The 11533-nt window shown below is 58.3% G+C and carries 11 protein-coding genes; 2 read left to right on the forward strand and 9 right to left on the reverse strand.

The window, feature by feature from the left end; genetic code table 11:
• Positions 1–7: 7 nt before the first annotated feature.
• Genes EAH77_RS17585 through EAH77_RS17615 form a run of 7 tightly spaced genes read right to left on the reverse strand, consistent with a single transcriptional unit; the run spans position 8 to position 7321 of the window.
• Positions 8–1399 carry an amidohydrolase family protein gene (locus tag EAH77_RS17585; RefSeq protein WP_140474117.1) on the reverse strand — a complete coding sequence of 464 codons (1392 nt, stop codon included), beginning with the start codon at positions 1397–1399 and terminating at the stop codon, positions 8–10.
• A 17-nt stretch (positions 1400–1416) separates the two neighbouring features.
• On the reverse strand, positions 1417–2199 hold the full coding sequence (locus tag EAH77_RS17590) for a cysteine hydrolase family protein (RefSeq protein ID WP_241673485.1): 783 nt from the start codon (positions 2197–2199) through the stop codon (positions 1417–1419).
• The gene (locus EAH77_RS17595; RefSeq protein WP_140474118.1) at positions 2196–2639 is read right to left on the reverse strand and encodes a cupin domain-containing protein; all 444 of its coding nucleotides are present in this window, start codon (positions 2637–2639) and stop codon (positions 2196–2198) included. The genes EAH77_RS17590 and EAH77_RS17595 overlap by 4 nt, the downstream gene beginning before the upstream one ends.
• A 6-nt stretch (positions 2640–2645) precedes the next feature.
• A complete protein-coding gene (locus EAH77_RS17600; RefSeq protein ID WP_140474119.1) occupies positions 2646–3584 on the reverse strand; it encodes an ABC transporter permease in 939 nt (312 codons plus the stop codon).
• Positions 3581–4702 (reverse strand): ABC transporter permease, encoded by a 1122-nt coding sequence (locus EAH77_RS17605; RefSeq protein WP_140474120.1) that lies wholly within the window; start codon positions 4700–4702, stop codon positions 3581–3583. Before EAH77_RS17605 ends, EAH77_RS17600 begins: the two co-directional genes overlap by 4 nt.
• Positions 4699–6282: an ABC transporter ATP-binding protein gene (locus tag EAH77_RS17610; RefSeq protein WP_140474121.1), complete on the reverse strand. Its 1584-nt coding sequence runs from the start codon at positions 6280–6282 to the stop codon at positions 4699–4701. Before EAH77_RS17610 ends, EAH77_RS17605 begins: the two co-directional genes overlap by 4 nt.
• Positions 6283–6298: 16 nt before the next feature.
• A complete protein-coding gene (locus tag EAH77_RS17615) occupies positions 6299–7321 on the reverse strand; it encodes a BMP family protein (protein WP_140474122.1) in 1023 nt (340 codons plus the stop codon).
• Between the two features lie 119 nt (positions 7322–7440).
• On the opposite strand from EAH77_RS17615, the gene EAH77_RS17620 reads away from it, so the two are divergent.
• On the forward strand, positions 7441–8340 hold the full coding sequence (locus EAH77_RS17620; RefSeq protein WP_140474123.1) for a LysR family transcriptional regulator: 900 nt from the start codon (positions 7441–7443) through the stop codon (positions 8338–8340).
• Positions 8341–8381: 41 nt separating this feature from the next.
• Here EAH77_RS17620 and EAH77_RS17625 read toward each other — a convergent pair whose 3' ends face one another.
• Complete coding sequence (locus EAH77_RS17625) at positions 8382–9200, reverse strand: creatininase family protein (RefSeq protein WP_140474124.1); 819 nt, start codon at positions 9198–9200, stop codon at positions 8382–8384.
• 271 nt (positions 9201–9471) lie between these two features.
• Here EAH77_RS17625 and EAH77_RS17630 point away from each other — a divergent pair, with 271 nt between their 5' ends.
• On the forward strand, positions 9472–10341 hold the full coding sequence (locus tag EAH77_RS17630; RefSeq protein ID WP_140474125.1) for a phosphoribulokinase: 870 nt from the start codon (positions 9472–9474) through the stop codon (positions 10339–10341).
• A gap of 5 nt (positions 10342–10346) precedes the next feature.
• On the opposite strand, the gene EAH77_RS17635 is transcribed toward EAH77_RS17630, so the two are convergent.
• On the reverse strand, positions 10347–11531 hold the full coding sequence (locus EAH77_RS17635) for an amidohydrolase (RefSeq protein ID WP_140474126.1): 1185 nt from the start codon (positions 11529–11531) through the stop codon (positions 10347–10349).
• Positions 11532–11533 lie beyond the last annotated feature (2 nt).

Here is an 11533-nt window from a genome sequence, read left to right on the forward strand (position 1 = left end):
GCTACAATCAGAATGACGCCGAACGCCATGGACGGTGTTTGAACCGGTCACTGCCCGCCCGCGCCGCCAGACTGTTGGCCGCCTGTTGCGAACGCACCATGACGTCGCGCTCATTCACCCGCGTCAGCTGGCCGTTGCGCAGTACCGGCTGACCATCAACAAACACGTCCGTCACTTCATGACCGAGCGCTGAATAGACCAGTGCAGAAACCGGATGATGTAGCGGCGTCATCGCCGGATGGTCAGTGCTAATCACCGCGATATCCGCTTTTTTACCCACCTCGATCGAACCGATTTCATCTTCGAGGCCAATCGCCCGCGCACCGTCGATGGTCGCCATCTCCAGCACTTTCTCCGCCGTCATGATGGTCGGGTCACGATGTACGCCCTTTTGCACCAGTGCCGCCATTTTCATGGCCTGAAACAGGTTGTGATTATTGCTGCTCGCCGGACCATCTGAGCCCAGCCCTACCGTCAGCCCTGCCGCCAGCATTTCAGGAATAGGCGCAACGCCGGAGGCCAGATACATATTGCTGCACGGGTTATGCGACACGCGCACATCATGATGTTTCAGCGCCCGGATATCGCGACTGCTGCACTGCACGCAATGCACCGCCAGAACGTCAGGGCCGAGAAAACCAATCTCGCTGAGGAATTCGGTATCGGTACTTTGGAAACGCAGCTGTGACTGCGCAATTTCAAAATCGGTTTCTGCTACATGCGTGGTGATCAGCACGCCGGTTTCGTTGGCCAGTTCCCGCGTACCGCGCAGCACTTTTTCATCCAGCGCCCAGATCATGCTCGGCGCCAGCCCGACCTTCACCCGTCCGCCCTCGCGGTTGTATTGGTAAATCAGCTTGCGGGCATCGGCCAGCGCAGCTTCCGGCGCTTCGATTAACTGTTCCGGGATGCCGTGTTCTGCGCCGGTGGTCAGAAAACCACGACATACGCGGCCACGAATACCGGTCAGCTCAAACGCTTCGACCACTTTGGCCGTCAGGCCAGGGCGCGGATGGGCATACATAAAATCGATCAGTGAGGTGACGCCGGAGCGCAGCGACTCAACGCAGCCGTGCATCGCCGCCGCGAACACATCCTCTTCCGTCAGCTCTACCGCACTCGGCCCAGTCATGCAGGTGAACCACTTTTTCAGCACCATATCGTCGCCCAGCCCTTTCAGTAAGGTCTGGAACAGGTGCGTATGGGTATTAACCATGCCGGGAATAATGATCGCATCGCGGCAATCCACCACTTCCGACTCAGGATGGCTGGCCACCAGTTGCTGACGCGTCCCGATAGCACTGATGCGGTCGCCTTCAATCAGAATGCTGGCGTGCTCAAGCACCTCGCGCTGCGGGTTCATGGTGATAACCCAGCCGTCGGCCAGAATGTAAGACATCTTCTTTCTCCTGAGAATTAACGTTCCAGCTGCGTCAGCAATTGTTCCGAACCGGTGACAAAACCAAAACACTGGCGAACGTTGTACAAGGTGGCGTCCAGACAATATTGCGGCGACGTGGTGGCGCAGCAGTCTTCGAGCAGCAGGCAGTCATAACCGTGGAAGTTGGCATCCTGCAAGGTACAGAGCACGCACTGATCGGCATTAACCCCGGCGAACAGCAAAGTGGTGACGTTAAGATTGCGCAGGATGCTATCGAGCTCGGTGTCCTTGAAACCGGACATGCGGTATTTGTCGACGCTGATATCGCCCTCCACCGGCGTCAGTTCATCGACCACCGCCGCCGCCCAGCTGCCCTGCTGCAATACCGGTGCACCGGAAACCGGTAATGGATCGCCCAGGCCAACCCCTTCCCCCGTCGGTTTGTAAACATGCAACACCGCCGGGCTGAGGTTGAGTTTGTCGGCACGGTTGCCCCAGTTCAGCCAGATAACCGGAATATCCGTCTCGCGCAGCGCGGGCAGCAAGCGCTGCAATGGCGCAATCGGGCCGCGAGCTGGCGTGACGTCTACGCCGATGTGCCCCAGCCAGCCGTCGGGATGGCAAAAGTCATTTTGCATATCAATCACGATAAGCGCCGTGCGCCGTACATCCAGCCGGATGTGCCGCTCGCCGTCAGCCACCGTAATGGTCTGTGGCGGAACACCCTCGCGCACCAGATCAACCTGCTGCGCCGAGACATGCCATTGATTACGCGGGCTGGCGCCCAGTGGAATAAGATCAGACTGCTTCGACATCATGCCGTCTCGCTCCCCGTCGCCCCGCTCAGGATGCATAAATCTTCTTGGTCTAATTCGACGGGCTCGCCACCCCGGATCAGTTCGGCGAAGCCTTCGTTCGGCGTCATCACCGTCAGGGTGTAAAGCTTCGACGTACCGGTATTACGGATCAGATGCTCATTGCCCGGCGCGAGTAACAGCGCGTCGCCCTTCTTCAGCGCCCTCTCTTTACCATCGCAACGGGCAATGCCTTCGCCGTGCAGGACATAGAAGAACTCGTGCGCCGTCGCGTGCTCATTGGGTGGCGTCGCACCGCCGACTTTGAAGATTTCGATGACGAAAATGTTTTCGATCTGATCCTGTTCTTTGTCGAACAGAATGGCGAAATAGTTGGTGTCTTGCGGGCTGATACGGAAAGCCTGCGCTGACTTAGCGTCAGTACCACGGAAACTGTGCAACATCGTTTACTACTCCTTGCGATAAGGCTGGGTCAGTGCGCCCGGCTGAACGGTTTTGCCGACAATGCCCGACATCGCCAGAATGGTGAGTAAGTAAGGCAGGGCCAGCAGCACCTGCGCCGGTAGTGCGTTGTCGAACAGCTGCAAAGAGAGTTGCAGCGCATCGGCAGCGCCGAAAATAAAGGCCGCCAGCAAAGCTTTCACCGGGCTCCAGCGGCCGAAAATCACAATCGCCAGGGCGATAAACCCTTGCCCGCTGACGATGTTGTCGCGAAACAGGCCAATCTGCGCCGTCACCAGATACCCGCCCGCCAGCCCTGCGCCAAGGCAGGAGAGCATCACGCCATAGGTTCGGACACGCTGAACGTTCAGTCCGGCGGCATGGGCGGCGCGGGGGTTTTCACCCACCGCACGCAGCGTTAACCCGAAGCGGGTATGAAACAGACCGATCTGCGCCACCCCCACCAAAATCAGCGTGAGGTACAGCGGCCACGGCTGGTTGAAGAAAATGCTGCCAATCACCGGCAAATGCGACAACCACGGCAGCGGCAACGCATTGAACATCGCGATGGTCGGCGAAGTATTGTTGCCAATCACTAAGCTATAGACGTAAGTCGCCACACCGGCCGCCAGAATATTGAAGACAATACCGACCACCACCTGACTGGCCAGCGCACGCAGATAGAGAAATGCCAGAAACAGCCCGACGATTAACCCGCCCACGCCACCGGCGAAGAAACCCAGCACGGTCGAACCTGACCATACCGCCACCAGATAACTCGACAGCGCGCCCATCAGCACCGTGCCTTCGATACCGATATTCAGTACGCCGGAACGTTCCGCATAAATCTCACCCAGCGACGCCAGCAATACCGGTCCGGCGAGACGCACTGCCGCCGCCAGCCAGGTAATGAAAAATGCCGTATCAAGATGCGCCCACAGACTCATGATTTATTCTCCGTGACCGGTGCCGTAAGCGTCGGGGCAACGCGCCCCGGCCAGTTGATGCGGTAGTAACGCAGAATGTCCCCGGCAAGAATCAACAGCACCACCAGACTTTCCAGAATAAAAATGACCGACGTCGGCAAGCCGGTCTGGCGCTGCATCGCGCTGCCACCAACTTCCAGACCGCCGTAAAGAATGGCCGTCGGGATCACAACCAGCGGGTTGAGCCGCGCCAGTAATGCCACCACCACGCCGACGAAACCAACGCCGCCCGCCAGGCCGTCCATCAGACGGTGCTGCACGCCGAGCACCGCGCACAACCCGGCCAGCGCCGCCAGGCCGCCGCCGAGAAATACCGCCAGCATCTGACGGCGTACCACGTTAATGCCGCCATAGCGCGCCGCTTTCGGGTTCAGGCCACTGACCATCATTTCGTAACCGACCGGGGTGGCGCGGATCAAAATCCACACCAGCACCGAACAGACCAGCGCGATCAGCAGCCCCATATGCGCCCGCATGCCGGGCATGATCATCGGCAGCCAACTTTCGACCGGCAGTCGCGGCGTCTGCGGTAAATCACCGGTAGCGCGCATCGGGCCGGAAACCAGATACTGAATCAGGAATGCCGCCACATAGTTCGCCATCAGGGAGATCAGCACATCGTTGCCACCAAAGCGCACGCGCATGATGCCGACCATGCCAGCCCAGAGAGCGCCTGCCGCAAAGGCGGCCACGATCACCACCGGCCAGAATGCCCAGACCGGCAACATGATGAACATGCCCTGCGGCGTGCCGCCCAATGCCACATAAGATGCCGCAGCGGCTCCCACTAAAAAGCAGCCCTCGAATCCGATGTACCCCAGTCCACCACGCCAGATAACGATGGTGGCCTGGGCAATTAAAATCAGCGGTGTCGCCTGCACTAACGTCTGGCTGAAGCCGCGCAGCGAGCCAAACGCTTCAGCGAAGAGCGAACCGAATGCCGACAACGGACTGGCCCCGAACGGAATAAACAGCAAACCGGCCAGAATAAAAGCAGCCACCAGGGCCAGAACCGTGGTCAGCACTAATGCCAGCGTGGAATCCACCGGCGCATGGCGGCGTTCGAGAAAGGCTTTCATGATGCCTCCCGCATAGCCGCGCTTTTTCCGGTGTTCAGCGGCTTATCAGTCAGTTGCCCGCCCGCCATCAGTTCGCCAATCTGTTCGGTGGTGGCAGCGACAGCATCCAGCACGCCCGCAATCTGCCCGGCGTACATCACCGCAATGCGGTCAGATAAATTCATAATTTCTTCCAGTTCAGCGGAAATCATCACAATCGCGCAGCCCTGCTGACGCGCCTCCAGCAAGGCCTGCCACACCGCTTCCACTGCGCCGACGTCCAGACCCCGCGTTGGTTGCTCGACCACCAACACCCGTGGGCGGCGCAGCACTTCGCGGCCTAAAATCAGTTTTTGCAGATTGCCGCCAGAGAGTTTTCCGGCTTCAAATTCCAGGTCCGGCGTCACCACGCGAAAATGATTCACGATCTCCTGCGCCTTGGCGGTGATGGCTTTCTTGCGAAACAACCAGCCGCGCGCTCGCGTATGCTGACGCGGCGCACCGAGAATCGCGTTATCGCTGATGGACATCGACGTCACCGATCCAACACCGCGACGGTCGGCGGGAATAAACCCCATGCCTGCCGCACGACGCTGTGCGGGCGTGTAGTCAGAAATATCGACGCCGCCCAGCACAATACGGCCAGCCTCGATAGGCCGCAGATTGAGCAAGGCGTCAGCCAGCTCCGACTGCCCGTTGCCGTCCACCCCCGCAATACCGAGGATTTCCCCAGCCCGCACTTTCAGCGCCACGCGCCAGATCTTCTGGTTTCCGGCTTCGTCGCGCATGGCGATGTTGTCGATGTGCAGCACTTCCTCACCCGGCGCCTGTGCTGTTTTTTCTACCCGCAGTAAAACATCGCGCCCCACCATGCGGCGGGCCAAATCCGTTTCTGAGGTGTCATTAACGGCGACGCTTTCGACCATTTTCCCGCTGCGCATTACGCAGACGCGGTCGGCCACTGCCATGATTTCATACAGTTTATGGGTGACGATCACCACCGAACGCCCTTCGGCCCGCAAGGAGTCGAGCGTGGCGAACAGCCCCTCTTTCTCACGCGGTGTCAGTACGGCGGTGGGTTCGTCGAGAATGAGCACTTTGGCGTCGCGGTACAGCAGCTTGAGGATCTCCACCCGCTGCTGCACGCCGATCGGCAAATGCTGGACTTTCGCCCAGGGATCCACCGCCAGTCCGTGTTGGTCTGAAATCTCTTGCAGGCGTTTGGCCGCTGAGCGCAAATCCAGATAGCCGCTGCGGGTCTCTTTCAGGCCTAAAATCACGTTTTCGACCACGCTCATCGGCTGAACCAGCATGAATTCCTGATGAACCATGCCGATGCCCAGCCGTATTGCGTCGCCCGGATCCTTAATACTGACCCGCTGCCCTTCCACAAAAATATCCCCGGTGTCGGCCTGATATAAACCGTACAAAATTTGCATCAGCGTACTTTTGCCTGCGCCGTTTTCCCCAAGCAGGGCGACAATTTCACCGGCCGCAATGGTCATATCAACCCGGTCATTGGCCTGAACTTTGCCGAACTGTTTACATATACCGCGCAGTTCAACGACGGCGTCGGTCTCAGTGGGGGTAAATCGCGTCATGCAACGTCCTCAGGCTTTATTTCGCTTTAATCAAACTGGCGACATCGATACTGCCGCTGGCGAGCTGTGCCCAGATTTCCTGGAACGTCGCCCACGCCGCTGCGCTGACTAACTTGCTGTTGTACTTCTCGCTGCCATACAGCGGTAACCACGCCTGCGAGACTTTCGGTTTCCACTCCTGGCCGCCGAGGAATTTCTTGTCACGTACACTGTGTGCCACTTGCTCGACCACCCACGGCAGGTTGGTTTCAAAGCTGGTTGCCACGAACTCGGGTGCGATACTTTTCTGGTCGGAATAACAGCCGATGGCTTTCACTTTGGCCGCCGCCGCGCCCTGAATTGCACCGAGGCCAGTCACGTCGGCGCTGTGCCAGATAACGTCTGCGCCGTTGCCGATCATGGTGCTGGCGGCTTCGCGGCCTTTGGCAGCGTTGTCATAATCACCGGTGACGATGCCCAGTCCTTTCACCCCCGGACGCGCTTTCTCTGCCCCCGCAATAAAGGCGCGCATCATGCCTTGCTGCGTCGGGTTATCCCCGCCACCGACGTAGCCCACCGCTTTGCCCTTTTCGGAAATCAGCGCGGCCAGCGCACCGGCGCCGTAGGCGGCGTTCAAATAAGCCAGATCAACAAACTCGACGTTGCCCGGCGCTTTTTCTGACGGTTTGAAGGTGGTGGCGAAGAAATAGGTGTCGGGATATTCCGGCCCGATTTCATTAAAAGCCGAACCGTATTCGAAGCTGTGACCGATGATCAGGTTGTAGCCGTCATCGGCATAACCCCGAATCACCTGCTCCATCTGCGCCTGCGGCACGCTTTCGCTGCTGGCGACGCTAAATCCCTGCGATTTCAGGTTTTGCAAACCCTGATACGCCAGTTGGCTCCAGCCGCCATCGGCGACAGAACCCGGTAATAACAGCGCCACTTTGATGGTTTCACCCGCAGCAAACGCTTTGCGGGACATCAGTGGTGCAGCCAACGGAATCAACATCATGCTTGCCAGAGCCTTGGCAAAATTACGGCGCGATAAACCAGACATAGCCTTTACTCCCCCGATAACAGTCCTTCAGTTATGCCGATTTTTTCGTTACCTTAAAAGCACAGTTTTTCGCACTCTGCGATGCCTTTTAAGCAACGCTCGTTCACGGAGGTTTTCTTATGTTGCAGCACCGGCTGTTGATGTATCTCGATCAGGTGGCGCGGGCGGGCTCGATCCGCAAAGCGGCGGCGCGTTTACACATTTCCGCATCAGCGATAAACCGGCAGATTCTGGCGCTGGAAGATGAACTCGGTACCCCGCTGTTTCAGCGTCTGCCGCGTAAAATGGTGCTGACCGCTGCCGGCGAAGTGCTGATCCATCATGTCCGCCAGACATTCAAAGAGCTGGAGTGGGCGCAGGTAAAAATCGAGGAGTTGAAGGGGTTGCGGCGCGGCGAAGTGACGGTGGCGATGATGAGCGGGCTGGCGGCGAACCTGATCCCACGCATGGCGGGCGAATTCCGCCGCGCCAACCCGCGCGTGAAGCTGATATTGCGGCAACTGACCAACGGCGATGACATTATGTCCGCGGTTGAATCAGGCGAGGCGGATCTGGGATTGGGCTTTGATTTCGTGCTGCCGCCCACGCTGCGCCTGTTATCAAGCGCCGTCGGGCGGCTGGGCGCCGTGGTGGCACCAGGCCATCCGCTGGCGGATAAAACCAGCCTGCGCATCAGCGATTGCATCGCTTACCCGATTGTTATCGCCGATAAATCCACCGTGATCCGCCCGTACCTCAATGACGTCTTCGCCAAGGCGTTAGTCACGGCGCATCCGGTGATTGAAACCAATTCGATTGAAGTGATGCGCCATGCGGCGATGGAAGATCAGGGGCTGACCTTCCTGACGCCGTTCGATATTGAATTCGACCTGCGCGCCGGGCGGCTTATCTATATTCCGGTGCGGGAACTGGGGCAGCAGACTCAGCAATTGATGCTGATAGGGCACGACCGTGGCACCAGCGCCATTGGCAGCGTGCTGGCCGAAACGGTGAAAGCCATGATGACGCAAACCGCCTGACGGGTTTGCATCATTGCGCGTCATTACGCTTATCAGGCTGTTTATTGCCTGAAACGGGTGGTCTGGGTGACCGAGGCCAACGGATAGTCATACACTTCCTGCGCCAGCCGCACCAGGGCCTGCGCGGCGCGTTCGACTTCGATGGCACCGCGTGCCGCGTCGGCGGCGGCGGCGTTACCCGTTACCCCTGCGGGGTGTAAATCCTGCGCCTGCCAGCCAAAACTCACGCCGCCTTCCGGCGTGAGAATACCGCCCTGTGCCGCCAGTGCTGCGGCGGCAGAGATAAAGTTTTCCGCGTTGCCCATCGCCACCAAATCAGGGTGCAGATGTAGCATCACGCTGGTTTCTGATTCGCCGCCGTGAATGCCAAACGCCCTTTCTGTGGCGCTGTATAAATCAGAACTGTCGATGGTCGCAAACCAACTGGCGCCGACGGCAAACATCTCCAGCTCAATGCGCAACTGGCGGCAGACGATTTCCATCAACTGCGGCTGACCGCCGTGGGAATTCCAGAAAATCAGTTTCCGCACCCCGGCGCGCCATGCGCTTTTTGCCACTTCAAACCATACTTTACCCAGCACGTCATAAGGCAGGCTCAGCGTACCGGGATATTCCAGATGTTCATCTGACTTCCCCACCGGCAATGCGGGCAGTACCAAAACCGGCAGATCGGCGGGCAGCAGTTCCACCGCGCGGGCGACAATACCGGCGTTAATCGCGGCATCCACCCGTACTGGCAGATGCGGCCCATGCTGTTCCACAGCGCCAATCGGCAGGATAGCCACGACGTTTTGCATATCGAGCTGACTGAATTCCAGCGTGGAAAGGTCCCACCACCAGCGGGATGACGGCATATTCATGGCGAAGTGACTCCGAAATGTCGGGCAAATGTGAGTTTCAGTCTAGAGCAAACCCGGGGAGAATAAAGCATCAAAAAGGCGTCATTGCGTTGCGTTTCAGGCATCAGTTGAACGCCGTCTGCGCTCTTTTCTGCAAGCGTCAGATCTGTCACTTTTCGAATAAATATGGTAACAATAGGCGTAATTATGCGCAGCGTTGACGCCACGTCTTCGACCAAAGAAAAGACCGCCGCACGACTGCCAGCATCACCTTTACGGAGAACAGCGCATTATGTCAGCCAAACATCCCGTTATTGCGGTCACCGGTTCGAGCGGTGCAGGAACCACCACCACCAGTCTGGCGTTTCGTAAGATATTCCAACAGCTTGGCCTGCGTGCCGCCGAGCTGGAAGGCGACAGCTTCCACCACTTTACCCGCCCTGAAATGGACGCAGCGATCCGCAAAGCCCGTGACCTCGGTCGCCATATCAGCTATTTCGGGCCGGAAGCCAATGACTTTGGTTTGCTGGAACAGAGCTTCAAAGAGTACGGCATAAATGGCAGCGGCCGGTCGCGTAAGTATCTGCATACTTATGACGAAGCCGTGCCCTATAACCAGGTGCCAGGCACCTTTACGCCGTGGCAGGCGTTGCCGGAACCGACCGACGTTTTATTCTATGAAGGGCTGCACGGCGGCGTAGTGGCAGACAAGATTGACGTCGCCGCGCAGGTGGATTTGCTGGTCGGTGTGGTGCCAATTGTTAACCTGGAGTGGATCCAGAAACTGGTGCGCGACACCGGCGAACGCGGGCATTCGCGTGAAGCGGTGATGGATTCCGTGGTGCGTTCGATGGACGACTACATCAACTACATCACGCCGCAATTCTCCCGCACGCATATCAACTTCCAGCGCGTGCCGACGGTGGATACCTCCAACCCGTTCGCCGCCAAAGCCATTCCGTCACTGGATGAAAGTTTCGTGGTGATCCATTTCCGTGGCATCGACGATATCGATTTCCCCTATCTGCTGGCGATGTTGCAGGGCTCGTTTATCTCGCACATCAATACGTTGGTGGTGCCGGGCGGGAAAATGGGGCTGGCGATGGAGCTGATCATGGCGCCGCTGGTGCAGCGCCTGCTCGAAGGGAAGAAGATCGAGTAACTGCGTTATGCGTTGTTCATCAGCAATTGGCGGATAAAACCGACATGGAGGTTAACGCCAATCTGTAACACCTCTTCGTCGAGCTTGAAACGCGGGTGATGCACGCCATAGGTCGCGCCGATCGCCTCGTTGCCACTGCCGATAAACAAGAAACAGCCGGGGATTTTCTGCTGATAAGAAGAGAAATCCTCGCCGCCAAACATCGGTTGGGCGATCTCCTTCAGCGCCTGTTGGCCCAGGGTGTCGGCAATCACCTGCCGCGCAATCACGCAGGCATCCGGGTGGTTATCGCCATTGACGTAGCCACGCGTCCAGCGAATCTCATAGGTTGCGCCATAGGCTGCGGTGATCCCCGCTACCGTTTGCTCCATCAGCTTCGGCACCTGCTCACGCACCAGATTGTTATGGGTACGCAACGTACCGGCCAGCCGTACACGTTCCGGGATCACGTTGTAGCTTTCACCGGTCTGGAAAGTCGCGATGGTCAGTACCGGCACCAGCAGCGGATCCAGCCGGCGCGACACCACGTTTTGCAGCGACGTCACCACTTCAGCACCAATCACCACCGGATCGATACACAGATGCGGCATCGAACCGTGGCCGCCCTTGCCGTGGATCACGATATCGAAATTATCGGTTGAAGCGCAGAAGACGCCTTCTTTCAGGCCCACTTCACCGGTCGGGAAGTTCGGCAGCACGTGCAGGCCAAAGATTTTCTCCACGCCATCCAGTACGCCCAGATCCACCAGCTCCTGCGCACCGCCCGGTGGCAGCTCTTCGGCATGCTGAAAAATGAACCGGACCGAACCGTGCAAATCAGCCTGACACTGGCTCAGTACCCAGGCCGCCCCCAGCAGCATCGCGGCGTGCGCATCATGCCCGCAGGCGTGCATTACACCGGGTACCGTCGAACAGAATGGCTCGTCGTTTTCTTCCTGAATCGGCAACGCATCAATGTCAGCCCGCAGCGCATAGGTCGGGCCAGGATGCGCGCCCTGTAAATCCGCCACCACGCTGTTTGGCGTAAGCCGCGTTAATTTAAGATGGCCGAAGGCGGCCAGCTCAGCGGCGATATAATCGGCGGTCGCCTGTTCCTGAAAAGAGAGCTCAGGATGGGCGTGAATGTGTCTGCGCCAGCCGATCACTTTCTGTTTAACATCGTTCAGTAAGGTTTCAAAACACACTGTCATGA

The organism is Ewingella americana (assembly GCF_006438725.1).
In the GTDB taxonomy this organism is placed as follows: domain Bacteria; phylum Pseudomonadota; class Gammaproteobacteria; order Enterobacterales; family Enterobacteriaceae; genus Ewingella; species Ewingella americana_A.

Bases quoted from the DNA above. Each gene is read 5' to 3' on its own strand.
- EAH77_RS17610 (WP_140474121.1), bottom strand. From the start codon at position 6,282: ATGACGCGATTTACCCCCACTGAGACCGACGCCGTCGTTGAACTGCGC.
- EAH77_RS17585 (WP_140474117.1), bottom strand. From the start codon at position 1,399: ATGTCTTACATTCTGGCCGACGGCTGGGTTATCACCATGAACCCGCAG.
- EAH77_RS17590 (WP_241673485.1), bottom strand. From the start codon at position 2,199: ATGATGTCGAAGCAGTCTGATCTTATTCCACTGGGCGCCAGCCCGCGT.
- EAH77_RS17600 (WP_140474119.1), bottom strand. From the start codon at position 3,584: ATGAGTCTGTGGGCGCATCTTGATACGGCATTTTTCATTACCTGGCTG.
- EAH77_RS17605 (WP_140474120.1), bottom strand. From the start codon at position 4,702: ATGAAAGCCTTTCTCGAACGCCGCCATGCGCCGGTGGATTCCACGCTG.
- EAH77_RS17630 (WP_140474125.1), top strand. From the start codon at position 9,472: ATGTCAGCCAAACATCCCGTTATTGCGGTCACCGGTTCGAGCGGTGCA.
- EAH77_RS17625 (WP_140474124.1), bottom strand. From the start codon at position 9,200: ATGAATATGCCGTCATCCCGCTGGTGGTGGGACCTTTCCACGCTGGAA.
- EAH77_RS17615 (WP_140474122.1), bottom strand. From the start codon at position 7,321: ATGTCTGGTTTATCGCGCCGTAATTTTGCCAAGGCTCTGGCAAGCATG.
- EAH77_RS17620 (WP_140474123.1), top strand. From the start codon at position 7,441: ATGTTGCAGCACCGGCTGTTGATGTATCTCGATCAGGTGGCGCGGGCG.
- EAH77_RS17635 (WP_140474126.1), bottom strand. From the start codon at position 11,531: ATGACAGTGTGTTTTGAAACCTTACTGAACGATGTTAAACAGAAAGTG.
- EAH77_RS17595 (WP_140474118.1), bottom strand. From the start codon at position 2,639: ATGTTGCACAGTTTCCGTGGTACTGACGCTAAGTCAGCGCAGGCTTTC.